The organism is Jatrophihabitans sp. sgz311053 (assembly GCF_056135305.1).
Genome location: NZ_JBWAXP010000002.1, coordinates 784,107 through 798,651 on the forward strand (window position 1 = coordinate 784,107; position 14,545 = coordinate 798,651).

14 protein-coding genes are annotated in these 14,545 nt (G+C 72.4%); 5 read left to right on the forward strand and 9 right to left on the reverse strand.

Annotated elements, in window-relative coordinates:
* Positions 1 to 100: 100 nt before the first annotated feature.
* From AC0NZQ_RS12625 to AC0NZQ_RS12650, 6 genes are all read right to left on the reverse strand, one after another.
* Entirely contained in the window at positions 101 to 997 is an 897-nt protein-coding gene (locus tag AC0NZQ_RS12625; protein WP_474530193.1) for a fructose bisphosphate aldolase, read from the reverse strand.
* Positions 998 to 1,000: 3 nt separating this feature from the next.
* A complete protein-coding gene (locus AC0NZQ_RS12630) occupies positions 1,001 to 1,432 on the reverse strand; it encodes a PRC-barrel domain-containing protein (RefSeq protein WP_474530194.1) in 432 nt (143 codons plus the stop codon).
* Positions 1,432 to 2,040 (reverse strand): PRC-barrel domain-containing protein, encoded by a 609-nt coding sequence (locus tag AC0NZQ_RS12635; protein ID WP_474530195.1) that lies wholly within the window; start codon positions 2,038 to 2,040, stop codon positions 1,432 to 1,434. The genes AC0NZQ_RS12630 and AC0NZQ_RS12635 overlap by 1 nt, the downstream gene beginning before the upstream one ends.
* A complete protein-coding gene (locus AC0NZQ_RS12640; protein ID WP_474530196.1) occupies positions 2,041 to 2,184 on the reverse strand; it encodes a hypothetical protein in 144 nt (47 codons plus the stop codon).
* A 125-nt stretch (positions 2,185 to 2,309) separates the two neighbouring features.
* A complete protein-coding gene (locus AC0NZQ_RS12645) occupies positions 2,310 to 5,378 on the reverse strand; it encodes an Ig-like domain repeat protein (protein WP_474530197.1) in 3,069 nt (1,022 codons plus the stop codon).
* Positions 5,379 to 5,501: 123 nt separating this feature from the next.
* Entirely contained in the window at positions 5,502 to 6,122 is a 621-nt protein-coding gene (locus AC0NZQ_RS12650; protein ID WP_474530198.1) for a TetR/AcrR family transcriptional regulator, read from the reverse strand.
* Between the two features lie 121 nt (positions 6,123 to 6,243).
* On the opposite strand from AC0NZQ_RS12650, the gene AC0NZQ_RS12655 reads away from it, so the two are divergent.
* The gene (locus AC0NZQ_RS12655) at positions 6,244 to 7,833 is read left to right on the forward strand and encodes a serine/threonine-protein kinase (protein ID WP_474530200.1); all 1,590 of its coding nucleotides are present in this window, start codon (positions 6,244 to 6,246) and stop codon (positions 7,831 to 7,833) included.
* A gap of 1 nt (position 7,834) precedes the next feature.
* Here the strand turns inward: AC0NZQ_RS12655 and AC0NZQ_RS12660 are convergent, their stop codons facing one another.
* Positions 7,835 to 8,479, reverse strand: a complete 645-nt coding sequence (locus AC0NZQ_RS12660; protein WP_474531386.1) for a M15 family metallopeptidase — start codon at positions 8,477 to 8,479, stop codon at positions 7,835 to 7,837.
* A gap of 179 nt (positions 8,480 to 8,658) precedes the next feature.
* Between AC0NZQ_RS12660 and AC0NZQ_RS12665 the strand changes: the two genes are divergently transcribed.
* Positions 8,659 to 9,129, forward strand: coding sequence for a hypothetical protein (locus AC0NZQ_RS12665; RefSeq protein WP_474530202.1), 471 nt, complete (start codon positions 8,659 to 8,661; stop codon positions 9,127 to 9,129).
* Here the strand turns inward: AC0NZQ_RS12665 and AC0NZQ_RS12670 are convergent.
* Positions 9,126 to 10,700 (reverse strand): long-chain-fatty-acid--CoA ligase, encoded by a 1,575-nt coding sequence (locus tag AC0NZQ_RS12670; protein WP_474530203.1) that lies wholly within the window; start codon positions 10,698 to 10,700, stop codon positions 9,126 to 9,128. The genes AC0NZQ_RS12665 and AC0NZQ_RS12670 overlap by 4 nt on opposite strands.
* A 55-nt stretch (positions 10,701 to 10,755) precedes the next feature.
* Between AC0NZQ_RS12670 and AC0NZQ_RS12675 the strand changes: the two genes are divergently transcribed.
* Positions 10,756 to 11,583, forward strand: a complete 828-nt coding sequence (locus AC0NZQ_RS12675) for a PIG-L family deacetylase (protein ID WP_474530205.1) — start codon at positions 10,756 to 10,758, stop codon at positions 11,581 to 11,583.
* A 114-nt stretch (positions 11,584 to 11,697) separates the two neighbouring features.
* Positions 11,698 to 13,035: an HNH endonuclease signature motif containing protein gene (locus AC0NZQ_RS12680; protein WP_474530206.1), complete on the forward strand. Its 1,338-nt coding sequence runs from the start codon at positions 11,698 to 11,700 to the stop codon at positions 13,033 to 13,035.
* 2 nt (positions 13,036 to 13,037) lie between these two features.
* Here the strand turns inward: AC0NZQ_RS12680 and AC0NZQ_RS12685 are convergent, their stop codons facing one another.
* Positions 13,038 to 13,631 carry a DinB family protein gene (locus AC0NZQ_RS12685; RefSeq protein WP_474530207.1) on the reverse strand — a complete coding sequence of 198 codons (594 nt, stop codon included), beginning with the start codon at positions 13,629 to 13,631 and terminating at the stop codon, positions 13,038 to 13,040.
* 52 nt (positions 13,632 to 13,683) lie between these two features.
* Here AC0NZQ_RS12685 and AC0NZQ_RS12690 point away from each other — a divergent pair, with 52 nt between their 5' ends.
* Entirely contained in the window at positions 13,684 to 14,520 is an 837-nt protein-coding gene (locus AC0NZQ_RS12690) for an acyl-CoA thioesterase (protein WP_474530208.1), read from the forward strand.
* Positions 14,521 to 14,545: the final 25 nt, after the last annotated feature.

Here is a 14,545-nt window from a genome sequence, read left to right on the forward strand (position 1 = left end):
GACCCACCGTAGGGCCGTCAGTACGGCGTGTCGTCCCCGCCGATCGGTTCACGTGAACCGATTTCCGGGCGTGCGAGTGACCAGTGGCCGCCGGCGGCCCTCAGCCCCGCTTGCTGACGGAGGCCTCGTAGATCTCGGCGATGGCGGAGTCCAAGGTGGCGTTGAACTCGTCGTCGCTCTGGCCGTCGGAGAGCCCCTCGAGCAGGGCGCGGGAGAAGCTGGCGATCATGTGCGGCTCGGCGGACAGTCGGCGGCAGGCCTCGGTCCGGTCGTAGCCGCCGGAGAGCGCGACCACCTGCAGCACCCGCCCGTCGGCCGCGAGATCGCCGTAGCGGTCCCGCTCGTCGGGGATGGTGAGCTTGAGCATGACCGGGAGCTCGGCGTCCCAACCGGCCAGCCGCGCGACGAGACCGTCGTGCAGCAGCGCCTCGGCGGCGGCCTTGTCCGGGGCGTCGATGCTCACCTCGGGTTCGAGGATGGGCACCAGACCCGCAGCGGCGATCCGCTCTGCCACCTCGACCTGCTGGGCGACGATCTGTCCGATGCCCTGCTCGTTGGCGGTCTTGATGACCGAGCGCATCTTGGTGCCGAAGACGCCGTTGTCCTTCGCGCGCGAGAGGAGCTCGTCCAGGGTGTCGATGGGCTTCATCAGCTGGACGCCGTCCGCCTCGTCGGCCAGCCCCTTGTCGACCTTGAGGATCGGGACGACCTGCTTGACGTCCCAGAGGTACCGCGCGGTCGGCATCCCCTCGATCTCGCGGTCCATGGTCTGCTCGAAGAGGATGGCGGCGAGCACCCGGTCGCCGGTGAAGGCGGGGCTGGTGATGATGCGGGTCCGCATGGCGTGGACGAGATCGAACATCTCGTCTTCGGTCGACCACCGGTCGTCGGCGATGCCGTATTCGCGCAGGGCCTTGGGCGTGCTGCCGCCGCTCTGATCCAATGCGGCGAAGAAGCCCTGGCCGCCGGCGATCCGGTCGCGCTGGATCGTCTCCACGCGTCAGTCCACCCTCACGACGACGGCGTACGAGCCGATGCCGACCAGGTCGTCACCCGGAACCTCTCGGTCGTCGACGTGCAGCGTGCCGAGCGCCCCGCCGGCGGGGTCGAAGTCGACGTCGCGGACCTTGCCGATCTCGTCGCCGGCCGTGGTGAGGACGCGCTTGCCGACGGCGCGGTGCTCCTTGCCGGTGAGCTCGGCGGTGCGTCCCGAGGCCGCCGCGATGGCCGAGGCGTCGCCGACGGTGACGGCGTCCGCCCCGACGGCGGTGATGGCCGGCCACTCCAGGGTGTCGCCGCTGTCGGCCTTCTTCACCAGCAGCGCGACGACTGACCGGGTGGCGGGGTCGATGACGAAGTCGTCGACCTTGCCCACCGTCTCGGCCGTGCTCGTGCTGACGATCTTGCGGCCGGAGACCTCGGAGAAGAGCATCAGCCGTTCGCCTCCAGACGCTTGCGGAAATCGACCACGGCGGCGCCGAAGCCGGCGAGGTCGTCGCGGACGAAGTCCTTGGCCGCGGCCGGGACGATGAGGTGCTCGCCGGAGGCGGCGATGGTGTCCGGCAACGGGATGAAGAGCTTGGTGCCGCGGGTGGCGTTCCCGGCGGCGGCCAGCGCCTCGCTGGCCTCGATCTCGTAGCCGACGACGTCGCACTGCTCGCGACCGCCGCCGCCCACCTCGACCACGACGTCGACGACCTGACCCAGATCGGTGCCGTCGTCGGTGAGGACACGCGAGCCGAGGACGTTGCCGCCCGAGCCCCCGGTGGCCGCCGAGTGGTCGAGGACGGCCTCCTTCTCCGCCAGCGCCGAGTCGTCGACGATCATGACGGCGTCCGCGCCGAGGGCGTGGACGGAGGTCCAGAGCAGCGACTGCTTGAGAGGCCCGGCGAACAGCCCCCGTCCGGCGAGGGTGAAGCCGCCGACCTCGCCACCGCCGGCGGCGAAGACGATGTCCTTGATCTGGGCGACGTCCTCACCGGCGAAGGTGACGACGGGCAGCTTGGTGATCTCCGAGGTGCGCAGCAGGCGGCTGGCCATCTAGGACCCCCGGCCGGTGCGGGGGGATTTGGCGGGGTCGACGATGACCCCGCCCCTGCGGCGACGGGCCTGGATCGCCATCACGCCGCCAACGATCAGCGCGACCACGACGACGACCAGGATCAGCCAGACGTACCAGTCCATGGCGACGCTCCTGCGATGCTGTAGTCGAGTACCCGCGCGTGCGTCGGGCACTGGAAACGTAACCAGATCGGAGCCGGGGCAAACCCGGCGTCACTGTGAGTCGGGTTGCCCGAAGCGCCCGCCGGTCAGCGGACGATCTTGACCGCCATCACCCTCGTGGTGGACCCGATACGGATGCCCAGGTTCGCCAGCGGACGCCCGGCCACCGCCTTCGGCATCGTCAGCGTCGCCACCCAGCGGGTGCCGCTGCTGCGGACGAAGCCGCTGCCGGCCCTGGCCGGTCGGGCCGGGGCGAGCACCGGCGCCAGCAGCGTCGGGCGCGTCGTCGCGGCCACCACGACGGTGTACCGCTTGCCACCACGGACCACCGGTGTCGTGCTGCGGTAGTCGGCCCCGACGAGGTAGGCCGTCCGGTAGGCGGTGACCACCCGCCGGGCGACATTGCCCGCGCGGTCGGTGGCGGTGGCGGTCCAGGTGACGGTCGCCTCCGTGCTCGTCTGCGACACCGCGCAGCTCGCGAGCCCCGACACCGCGTCGCTCGACGCGCAGCTGGCCTTCGGCAGCGCCGCCGGGTAGTAGGTGTTCGCCACCGGTCCGCGCAGGGTCGGGACCGCCGGGGCAGCCAGGTCCACGGCGAGGTCCACGGCGGTGCTGGCGGTGGTGCCGTCGGCGGCCGTCACGCTCTGGGTCACCGTCCGCCGTCCCGAGGTCGAGACCACCACCGGCGCCGGACAGCTCACCGTCGCCGGCTGGCAGCTGAAGCTCACCCGCGGCGGTGTCCGGTACCACCCCGACGCGGGACGGGCCGGGGTCACCGTGGCGGTGATGGCGAGCGGGACCCGCTCCGCGCGGCCGACCGATGCCGCGACGTGCAGGCGTCCGGCCACCGTCACCCCCGAGTAGGTGGCGGTGACGTCCTTGAGGCCGACGGCCAGCGGGGTGCCCAACGTCGCCGTCCCGCTGCGGGGGTCGGCCTCCGGCACCACGACGGCGGTGCCGAGCACCGTGCCGCCGCTGCTGAACTCCACGGTGCCGGCGGGGGAGTCGGAGCTGGGACGGGCGACGGTGACCCGAGCGACGGGACCGGCCGGGGTGATCGCGACCGTGGTCGTGCTCGTCGCCGCCACGACGGTCACCGACCGCGCAGTAGCGGCGACGCCGTGCCAGTCGGCGGCGACGCTCGGCGTGAAGGCGGCGGAGACGTCGTGGACGCCCGGCGCCAGTGAGTCGAGCGGCACCACCGCATTGCCGGCTCCTGCGGTGTTGCCGGCTCCTGTTGTCGGGCCGACGGCGACGGGGGAGCCGACCGGGTCGCCGTCCACCGCGACCGTGAGGCTTCCGGCGACGTCCGCGCCGACGGTCGCGTTGACGGCCTCGCCGTGGACGGCCGTGCCGGGCAGGGCGAGGGTGACGGCGGGATCGCCCTTGGCCACCTCGGCCGTGACGACGACATCGTCGGCCGCCTCGTGGTTGGCGTCGCCGGCCTGCGTCACCCGGAGACTGCACGTGCCGGCATGCAGGTAGCTGACACCTGCGCCGGTGACGACGCAGTTGTCGTTGCCGGTCGCGACGGGGGAGGCGGTGTTGTCCCCGCGCCCGACGACGCCGAAGGTGTCAGTTCCGCCGACTCGGGGGCTCGCCGGGGTCCAGGTGATCGTCGGGGTGGGCGTCTCCGCCTTGGCGACGACGATGGAGAGCACCTTGCTCAGCGCGGACTGCGGCGGACTCTGGTCGTCGGTGACCCGGATCCGGACGTCGCTGGACCGCGCCGCTGTGGGCGTTCCGGAGACGGTGCCGTCCGCTGCCAGCGACAGTCCCGCCGGCAGCGCGCCGCTGGCCACGGCGAAGGCGTAGGTCCCCGAGCCGCCCTCGGCGAGGACAGCTGCGGTGTACGGGCGGCCGTAGGTCCCCGTCGGCAGCGCCGTGGTGGTGATGACCGGAACGTCGGAGACGGTGTAGCTCAGCGGGGGCGAAGTGGAGTTGGCCGCACTGTCGGCCGCGGTGAAGGCTGCGCTCACGTGGTGGACGCCCTCGGCGCGCAGGTCGCTCGCCGCGCAGGCGGCGCTGCCGTCGCTGGCGACGACGACGTCCGCACAGCCGGTGATGGCAGCCGCGGGCGAGATGTCGAGGTCGTAGAAGGTCACGGTGCCGGTGGGCTGCCGGCCGTCCTTGGCCGCGATCTGGGCGAGGAGCCGCACGTCGTCGCGTGTCGTCGGGGTGGTGCTCGGGGAGACGGTCAGGGTGGTGCCGGTGACGGCGCCGGGGTCCGTCCAGGTGAAGGTGACGTAGCCGGGCCCGTCGTTGCCCTTCGAGTCGGTCTCCGACGTGCCGCCGAGGGTGCTGTCGTACCAGCTGCTGCCGCCGGCGCCGCTCTGGTTGGTCGCGCCGCCGCCACCGCCGGCATAGCCACCCCCACCGCCGGAGCCGCCCGGCAGGGCGGTGGCTCCGTTGCCGCCCCGGCCGGGTGCTGTGCTCGTGCTCTCGGTGCCGTCACCGCCGGCGGCGGCCGGGTCGCTCGTGTCGGTGGGGCCGGTGGGGTCGCTGGGGTCGGCCGGGTCGCCGGGGGCGGCGAGACGACCTCCTGAGCCCGGCGTCCGCTCTTCGGCTCCACTCGGCGGCAGGGTCCCGTCCGGTCCCTGTCCGGGGTCTGCGACCTGGCCCAGCACGCCGCCGTTGCCGCCGGCGGCGAAAGCGTCCGCCGACTCGAAGCCGCCTCCGCCACCACTGGCCACCGAGACCGCGCGGTCGCCGAGGTACACCGCCGAGGCGCCGCCACCGGAGGTGACCGTCGTGGCGGTGTCGCCGCCGGCGCCGGCACGCCCGGCCGCGCCGCCGCCGCCGAAGCCGGCCGGTCCGAAGGCGCTGCCTGCCCGCCCGACCACGACGGTGAAGGTGTCACCGGCTGCCACCGTGACCCGGTTGGTGTTGACGGCACCCACGCCGCCCGGCGCGAGGTCGGCGTCGCCGCCGGCAGCCCCGGCCGCGACCACGCTGACCTCGGTGACGTCCGCGGGCACGACGAAGCGGTCGGTGGCGTCGGTGACGTCGAACCTGACCTGGCAGCGCCCACCGCCGCAGCTGACCGGACCGGCATCCGCCTGCGCGGGGTCGGCTCCGACGGCAAGCACCGCCCCGGCGGCGAGAAGCGAGCCGACGACGCCGAGGGCGGCGGCAGAGCGGGAGAAGGGGTGCACGAGGCCACCGACCAATGCATGTGGTTTCGGTTAGGTACTGCCCCGCAAGCTCAGTTTGGCCGGGGAGGGGGTTCGGTGCAAGCACCCGGCAATCGGTTCACGTGAACCGATGTCGCCGGTTCGTCATCCGGCCGCGCAGACCCCGGCGATGATGCGGTCGACGACCAGCTCGGCGAGCGCGTGCACGGTCGAGCCGGGCTGATCGTGCAGCGGGCCGCGGGTGGCGAGGTCGGCCAGGCCGTGGACCGCCGACCAGCACGGCCACTCGGCGTTCTCCCGGCGCGCCGGAGCCAGCACCCCGGCGGCGACGAGTCCGTCCAGCGCCTCGACGAGCAGTCGGAAGGGAGGGGGTTCGGCAGCCTCGGGCCCGCGGACGAACTGCTGGTGCGAGCGGAAGGCGAGCTGGAACAGGCCCGGCTCGGCGCGGGCGAACTCGATGTAGCCGAGACCCACTCCCCGTAGCCGGGCGATCGCACGCCGACCGGGGTCCGTCTCCGCGGAGGCCATGTGCGCTGCCATGGTCTCCGCGACGAGGCTCTGCGCGCGGCCGGCCACCGCGAGCACGAGTGCTTCGCGGTCGGCGAAGTGCCGGTAGGCCGCGTTCGGCGTCACACCCACGGCGCGGGTCACCTCCCGCAGCGTCAGCGCGTCCGGACCGCCAGAGCGCGCGAGCTCCAGCCCGGCCTCGACCAGGGCGGCCTTGAGATCGCCGTGGTGATACGGCTTCGCGCCGGCGTCGGCCATGTCGACACCGTAGACACCGGGCGCGGCCGGTTCACGTCACAGTCCGCTGTGGAGGATCCGGTGCCGGGCTCGAGACCCGGGTAAGTTCGTTCGGTCATCGACGGCGAAGGGGGAGTGTCCGGTGTCCGACGGGCGACGGATCGGGGGCCGCTACCTGCTGCGCCGCCAGATCGCCGCCGGCGGCATGGGCACCGTGTGGCTGGCACGGGACGAGACGCTCCGGCGCGATGTCGCGGTCAAGATGCTCCACCTGCAGCCCGGCGTCGCTCCGGCCGAGCGCGACCAAGCCGTGGAGCGCGCGATGCGCGAGGCGCGGATCGCGGCGCGGTTGCACCACCCCAACGCGGTCCAGGTCTACGACGTCGTCGACGACGACGGCGGGCCCTGCCTGATCATGCAGTACGTCCCGTCCCGCAGCCTGGCCACCGTGGTCAGCGAGGACGGTCCGCTCCCGCCGCACGAGGTGGCCCGCATCGGCACCCAGGTGGCGGCGGCGCTGGCAGCGGCGCACCGGGTCGGCATCGTCCACCGCGACGTCAAGCCCGGCAACGTGCTCATGGCCGACGACGGCACGGTGAAGATCACTGACTTCGGCGTCAGCCACGCCTTCGACGACGTCACTGTCACCTCGACGGGCATGGTCACCGGCACCCCCGCCTACCTGGCGCCCGAGGCGGCGCGCGGCGAGGACTCCACCGCCGCCGGTGACGTCTACTCGCTGGGCTCGACGCTCTACTTCGCCGTCGAGGGACGGACCCCGTTCGGCGACGACGGCAACCCCATGGCGGTGCTGCACCGGGTCGCCTCCGGCCACCCGGAACCGGCGCAACGAGCCGGCATGCTCGCGCCCGTCCTGGCCGAGATGATGGCACCGGCCCCGGCCGACCGTCCCACCATGGTCGACATCGCCAGCCGGCTGCCCGATCTGCACCCGCTGACCGCGGACGGTGGCGCCCCCGACACCGCCGCGACCACTGTGCTCCGAACGCAGTCCGCACCGACCGGTGAGGGCCGCACCGCCCCGGTGCCCGTCACGCCGATGCCACCGGTGCGGCCGCCACGGCGTGAGGAGGCCCCCGCCGTCGGTCGGGCTCCTGCCGACCGACGTGAGGCCGACCGTCGGCGCTTCGTGCTCCCCGTTCTCGCGGCCGTGCTCGTCGTCGCTCTGGCCGTGGTCGCGGTGGTGCTGGTACTGCGCCGCGGCACCGACAGCGGCCGCACGGCCAGCGGCTCCGACACCCCGCTCGTCTCCTCGCCCAGCGTCTCCCGCTCGGCGCGCTCCACGCCCTCGACGGCTGCCTCGTCGTCGGCGTCGGCCACGAGCAGCAGTGCGTCGGCCACCACCCCGACGACACCGCCGCCCAGCTCGTCGAGCCGCGCCACCACGTCCCCGGCGACGGCGGCGCCGACCGCGGACGAGCTCACGTCGGCCGTCGAGCAGTACTTTCAGCTCGTCCCGGACGACCTCGATGCCGGGTGGGCCCGGCTGACGCCGTCGTTCCAGCAGGGGCGTGCCGGCGGTCGGGACAGCTACGACGAGTACTGGGACAGCGTCGACAGCGTCGACGTGATCAACCCCCGCGGCGACGCCCCGCGCACCGTGACGGCCCTGCTGGTCTACCGCTACTCCAACGGCAACGTCGTCCGGCAGCAGACCACCTTCCGCCTCGTCCGGCAGGACGGCGTCCTCAAGATCGACGGCCAGTCCTGACTCAGTAGACCGGCGCCCGGAGGAAGGGTCGGTCGCGATCGGCGCCAGGGCCGTCGAAGTGCCACCACTCGCCGGCGTAGACCCGGAGCCGGCCGGCGCGCATGACCTTCCGCAGCAGGGCGCGGTTCCGTTCCGCCTTCGCCGAGACGCCCCTGGTCGCGTACGCCGTGGCGCGGGCGGTGAAGGCGTCGAAGCCGGTGCCCATCTGCAGGTGGCGGCCGTGCCGGGCCAGGGTGACGTCCACCGAGCGGCCGGCCTCGTGGCTGCGGGCATAACGTCCCGGCCGTGCCACCCACGCGGGGTCGGGGACGATGCGAAACATCCGCACCTGCACCGCGTGCGGCCGGTAGCAGTCCCAGAACACCAGCTGCAGGCCTGCCCGGCGTGCTGCCCGCCCCGCCGCGGCGAGGCCCTTCGCCAGGGAGGAGTGGATCAGGCAGCGGGCGTTGCGCGGGTAGAGCCTGGTCTTGGTGAAGTTGTCCTTGGTGGCGTACCGCAGGTCGATCACCGCGTCGGGGACCACCGTCCGCACGTCGCGCAGCCCCGCCTTGCGGGCCCGTGCCGACACCGCCGGCAGCGACGACGGGGAGCGCTGCGCCTCCTTGCCGGTCGCCGGCGCGGGTGCCGTTGTCGGTGCGGGCGTCACGGTGGCGACAGCGCTGGTCGTCGTTGCCGTCGCCGTCGTCGGGGAACCCGGCGTGGCCTGCGAGCCGCCGTCGCCGCCGCAGCCGGCGAGCAGCACCGCGCCCGCAGCCAATCCGGCCACGAGCGCCCCGGTCGTCCTCACGAGCCGATCTTGTCACCCTTCGGGTCCAGGATGGGGTCATGAGCTACGACGCGTGGTCCGGACCGGCCCGAACCCTCGCGCGCACGGTCGACGCCGCCGTCCGCGCGGCGATCGCCGAGGACGCCGAGACCTTCGCCGAGGCGACCGGCGAACTGCGGCGTGTGGAGCCCGAGGTCCTCGCCGTCCTGCTGGGGACGCTCACTCAGGATCTTGTCGAGCGCACCCATCCCGACGGCCTGGACTCCGACGACGCCGAGGCCGTGCTGGCTCGGTGCGGTGAGGCCGCGCGTTGGCATCGGACCTACGTCGACGACCACGCGACCATCGCACTGCTCGGCGCGCTCGGTCTCCTCGACCCCGAGCAGGCGCCCCGGGCAGACCCGGCCTCGGTGACCGCGCACGGGCTGATCCTCATCGCCGCGCTGCTGCCCGCTCCCGGCCAGCTACCCGGCCTGGTCGAGTCCGCGCTGCGCGAACTCCACCGGGCGCAGACCGTCGAAATGCCCTAGACCGTTCGGCGGTCGCGGCCGTCCCAGTACGGCGCACGGAGGTCGCGCTTGAGGATCTTGCCCGTGGGGTTTCGGGGCAGCGCCGCGAGGATGTCGACCGAACGCGGGCACTTGAACCTGGCGAGGTGCTCACGGGTGTAGTCGATGATCTCCTCCTCGGTCGCTGACGCGCCGGGGTGCAGGCTGATGACAGCCTTCACGACCTCGCCCCACCGCTCGTCCGGGACCCCGATGACGGCGACCTCCATGACGGCGGGGTGTTCGGCGAGGACGCGCTCGACCTCGGGGGAGTAGATGTTCTCGCCGCCGGAGATGATCATGTCCTTGAGGCGGTCCTCGACGTAGACGTAACCGTCGGCGTCGATCTTGCCGAGGTCACCGGTGCGGAACCAACCGTCATCGGTGATGGCGGCCGCGGTGTCATCGGCACGGCCCTTGTAGCCCTTCATCAGCTGCGCCGTCCGCATCCAGAGCTCGCCGTGCTCACCGACCCCGACATCCGTCAGCGTCACCGGGTCGACGATCTTGAGCTCGACGCCCGGCAGGGCCTTGCCGGCCGAGACGAGCCGTTCCGGGTGCTCCGGGTCGCGGTGCTCCGGCGGCATCAGGTGCGTGGCGACGCCGCAGACCTCGGTGAGGCCGTAGACCTGGATGAAGTCGGTGTCCGGCCAGACCTCGATGGCCTTGCGCAGCAGCGGCAGCGGCATCGGCGCGGCGCCGTAGGTGTACGTCTTCAGCCTGCCGAAGACGGCGATGGCCTGCTCCCCGGACTGCAGCACCTGCGCCAGCACCGCCGGCACCAGGAAGGTCCGGTTCGCGCCGGCCATGATCGCGCCGGCGAGCGAGGCGCCGTCCGGGTCGCGGGTCATGATGCTGTGGATGCCGTCGTGGATGCTGAACATGACGTAGGACGACCCGCCGACGTGGAAGAGCGGCATCGCCACCAGGTTCTTGTCGCCGGGATCGAAGCCCCAGCCGTCGTGGGCCGCCACGGTGTGCGCCTGCACGTTGCGATGCGTCAGCATGACGCCCTTCGGCAGCCCGGTGGTGCCGGAGGAATACATGATGAGCGCGACGTCGTCGGGCTCGACATCGGCCGAGCGGGGCCGCGGTTCGGCGGCGGCCAGCACGGCCTCGTACTCGTCGTCGCCCTCGGGAGCGACCTCGATGACGTGCTCGACGTTCGGCAGCCGGTCGCGTATCGAGTCGATCAGCGGCATCAGCTCGCGGCCCACGAACAGCACGGTCGCGCCGGAGTCGTTCACCGCGTGGTCGACCTCCGCGCCCGCCAGCCGGAAGTTCACGATGGCGTTCGCCGCGCCCAGCGACGACGCCGCCAGCGTGGTCTCGACACAGGCGACGTGGTTCTTGTCGAGGAAGGCCACCACGCCGCCCCGTCCGACGCCGCGCTCGGCGAGGGCACCGGTCAGCCGCCGCACCCGGCCGTGCCACTGCGCCCAGCTCCAGGTCCGCCCGAGGTAGGTGACGGCATCGGCGTCCGGGGTCTGCTCGGCCCAGTGGGCGAGGCGGTCGTCCAGGAACACGGCGGGCGGCGCGGCCAGAGCTGTCATGCGCGTCACTGTGGCACAGGCCACGTCGTCGGACCATGAAAGTAGCGTGTGAGTCATGGCCGATCCGCTGACCCTCATGGTGGTCCACGCGCACCCCGACGACGAAGCGACCGGCACGGGTGGGGTCTTTGCGAAGTATGCGAGCGAGGGTGTCCGCACCGTCCTCGTCACCTGCACCGACGGCCGCTGCGGTGACGGTCCCGGCGGGGTCAAGCCCGGCAGCGACGGTCACGATCCCGAGGCGGTCGTCGCCATGCGGCGGGGCGAGCTGGAGCGCAGTGCGTCGATCCTGGGCGTGACCCATCTCGAGCTGCTGGGCTACCACGACAGCGGGATGATGGGCTGGCCGAACAACGACGAGCCCGGTGCATTCTGGAACACCCCTGTCGACGAGGCCGCCGCACGGCTCGCCGACCTCATGCGTCGCTACCGCCCGGACGTGGTCGTCACCTACGACGAGTACGGCTTCTACGGCCACCCGGATCACATCCAGGCGCACCGCATCACCATGGCGGCGGTCGCCGAGACCGGCATCCCCGCCAAGGTCTACTGGACCACCGTCCCGCGCTCGCAGTTCGAGGCCTTCGGGGCGCTGATGCGCGAGCTCGGCGCGGACTGGGACGAGGACGAGGCGCCTGACCCGGATGCCCCCGAGATCGGACTGCCCGACGAGGAGGTCACCACATGGGTCGACACTTCTGCCCACGGTGACCAGAAGTTCGAGGCCCTGGCCGCCCACGCCAGCCAGGAGGAGAACATCTTCTTCCTGCGGATGGGCCGCGAGCGCTTCGTCGAGCACATGGGGACGGAGACCTTCGTCCGGGTGCAGGACTCGACCGGCGCCGCCCTGCCGGAGAACGATCTCTTCGCCGGGCTGCGCTGACCCCGCCGCTTCGTCCACAGATCGTCCACTGCTCCTGCTCTGTCCACAGCGTCGTCCACAGCCCGTGAGGCCGTCTGACAGAAGTGTCGTGGCGCGCCCATACCGTCCGCTGGCATGACAGCCCGCGCCGATCGACCCGTCCTCCAGCTCGTCGACACCGACGATCCCGTCGACGTGCTCGGCGCCCGGATTGTGGCCCTCTCCGGTCGTCTGGCCGCCGCCACCTGCCGCTGGTTGCTCCTCGTCGCCGAGTTCGACGCGGCCGAGGGCTACCGGCGCTTCGGGGTGATCTCCACCGCCCGCTGGCTCGGCCACACCTGTGGCCTCACCGATCGCACCGCCACTGACCACGTCCGAGTCGCCCGCGCCCTCGCCGCTCATCCCCGCCTCGTCGAGGAGATGTCAGCCGGTCGACTCTCGTACTCCCACGTGCGTGCCATCAGCCGCGTCGCTCGTCCCGACGAGACCGACCTCGTCGCCGGCTTGATCAACGCTGCCGAGCACGGCACCGTGCGACAGCTCGAGGCGATGGTCCGCGGCCTGCGCACTGTCCGCGACGACGCTGAGAACGGCGCCGGGCCCGAGGAGTCGGTGACGTTCGGCTGGACGCAGTCCGCTCAGTGGCGGTTGTCGGCTCGGCTCGACCCCGAACGCGGCGCCGTCGTGGCCCGCGCGCTGCGCGAGCTCGCCCGAGCACTGGAAGTGACGCAGACTGAGGCGCTCATCCGGCTCGCCGAGATCGGCCTCACCACTCTCGCCGACGACGCTGACGCGCCTCGGCCACTGCGCGGCGACGAGCGCGCCGCTGTCGTGATCCACATCGACGAGTCCCGCGTCGCCGCCCTCAACGGTTCACGTGAACCGTCCGCAGGGTCGACCTCGCCGCCGGCGCGTCCGTACGGTCGGATCGCCGATGGCCCGGGCCTGCCCGACTGGGTCGTCGAACGGCTGCTCTGCTCCGGCCGCATCCGGACCGCGGTCCACACCGGACCGATGCCCTACGACGAGATCCTCGCTCTCGGCCGCAGTCGACGGCTGGTTAACGACAGGCAGTTCCGAGCCCTCTTGCTGCGTCACGACGGGCACTGCGCGCACCCCGGCTGCCGGAACCGTGCCCGCCTCGACGCCCATCACGTCCGGGCCTGGTTGCGCGGCGGTCACACCACCATGGACAACCTCGTGCTGCTCTGCGAACCACACCACCTGGCGCTGCACGAGGGCGAGTTCACCATCGCGCCGACCGAGCGCCGCGGCCGCTTCCGATTCGCCCGCGCCGACGGGCTCGAGCTGACGGAGCACTCCGATCCGCCCGCCGCCGGGGCCAGTAGTGATCCCGTGGAGGGCGAGCACGGTGACGTCGCCGCCGGGGCCGCGCGGACGCGGTGGCGCGGTGAACGGCTGGACCACGGGTACGCCGTGGGAACGTTGGCGCAGCACCTGCGTCCGGCCTGAACTCAGCGGAAGCGCTGCGCCGTCTGCTCCAGCCGCTCGACGTAGGGCGGCCAGCCGTCGGCGTTCTCCCACAGGTTGCTCCGCTCCCGGCGGAGGCCGGCCGCGCCGTCGATCGACTCCCGCACGATGTCGGCGTGGCCGGCATGCCGGTGCGTCTCGGTGACGATGTGCACGAGGATGCGATGCAGGGTGACCTCGGCGCGGTCGGGCGGCCACCACGGCACCCGGCCGACGGTGTCGAGTGCCAATGCGTCGACGGTCTCGTCCGAATGCGCCCACACGCGCTGGTAGAGGTCGACGATGCTCTCGCGAGTCTCCTCGGCCGTGGCCCACAGGTCGTCGTTCGGCGCCGCGTCGTCGGCGAACCACGGCAACTCGTCCGGGAACGGTCGGCCGAAGGTCTCGCCGAGGTAGACCGACTCCACGCTGGCCGTGTGCTTGACGAGTCCCAGCAGGTTGGTGCCGGTTGGCGTCATCGGCCGCCGGATGTCGTACTCGCTCGCGCCTTCGAGCTTCCAGACAAGCGCCTCACGAGCGGTCTGGAGATAGCCCAGTAGGTCCTGCTTCGCGTGCTGCGGCGTGGTGTCGTCGGTCATGCCGCGACCCTGCCACCGGCCACCGACATCCGTCGACCGGTATCAAGTACGGGTGAGTGCTCCCGACCCCGAGGCCGTCACCCGCCGGTGGGACGATCCCGACCTCCGCCTGACCGAGCTTCTCGAGCTCGAACGGATCGAGCTGGATCTTTTCCGCGCCAACACCGTCTTCATCGAGCAACCCGGCTGGCGGGGCGAGCCGATGGTGTCGCTCTACGGCGGTCAGGTCGCTGCGCAGGCCCTGCTCGCCGCGGGAGCGACGGTCGACGCGGACCGCAGCCCACACTCCCTGCACGGCTACTTCCTGCGCCCCGGTGACTCCCGGGTGCCGACCGTCTTCAAGGTCGAGCGGGACCGTGACGGCAGGTCCTTCTCGGCGCGCCGAGTGGTGGCGGTCCAGCACGGCAAGGTCATCTTCAACATGGCAGCGTCGTTTCAGGTGCCGGACGATCAGCCCGTGCAGCAGGTCGAGACGATGCCCGAGTGCGAGGCGCCGGACCAGCTCGCCGACGTCCCGTTCCCACGGCTGTTCTCCATGACGTGCCGCGTGCCCTCGCCGCCGTTCGGGGACCGTGCCCTCTGGCCGACCCGCTTCTGGGGCCGGTGCGATGCCGAGATCGTCGACGATCCGCTGCATCACGCCGCCGTCCTCACCTATCTCTCCGACATCAGCACCGGGATCCTGCCTGCGCCGGAGGGCGGTGCCATGCCCGGCCCGAGCCTGGACCACGCGCTGTGGTTCCACGCCCCGGCCGACACCTCCGGCTGGGTGCTCTCGGAGTACGAGCCGAGGACCACCGGCCACGGCCGCGGCTGGTACACCGGTTCGATGTTCGACGAGTCCGGCCGGCTGGTGGCGTCCATCGCGCAGGAGGCGCTCTTCCGCTGAGGGTTACTCGTCGGTACTAGCGTGG

Excerpts from the sequence above, each read along its gene's own strand:
- AC0NZQ_RS12630 (WP_474530194.1), bottom strand. The coding sequence starts at position 1,432 with ATGCTCTTCTCCGAGGTCTCCGGCCGCAAGATCGTCAGCACGAGCACG.
- AC0NZQ_RS12635 (WP_474530195.1), bottom strand. The coding sequence starts at position 2,040 with ATGGCCAGCCGCCTGCTGCGCACCTCGGAGATCACCAAGCTGCCCGTC.
- AC0NZQ_RS12640 (WP_474530196.1), bottom strand. The coding sequence starts at position 2,184 with ATGGACTGGTACGTCTGGCTGATCCTGGTCGTCGTCGTGGTCGCGCTG.
- AC0NZQ_RS12650 (WP_474530198.1), bottom strand. The coding sequence starts at position 6,122 with ATGGCCGACGCCGGCGCGAAGCCGTATCACCACGGCGATCTCAAGGCC.
- AC0NZQ_RS12665 (WP_474530202.1), top strand. The coding sequence starts at position 8,659 with ATGAGCTACGACGCGTGGTCCGGACCGGCCCGAACCCTCGCGCGCACG.
- AC0NZQ_RS12670 (WP_474530203.1), bottom strand. The coding sequence starts at position 10,700 with ATGACAGCTCTGGCCGCGCCGCCCGCCGTGTTCCTGGACGACCGCCTC.
- AC0NZQ_RS12675 (WP_474530205.1), top strand. The coding sequence starts at position 10,756 with ATGGCCGATCCGCTGACCCTCATGGTGGTCCACGCGCACCCCGACGAC.
- AC0NZQ_RS12680 (WP_474530206.1), top strand. The coding sequence starts at position 11,698 with ATGACAGCCCGCGCCGATCGACCCGTCCTCCAGCTCGTCGACACCGAC.
- AC0NZQ_RS12685 (WP_474530207.1), bottom strand. The coding sequence starts at position 13,631 with ATGACCGACGACACCACGCCGCAGCACGCGAAGCAGGACCTACTGGGC.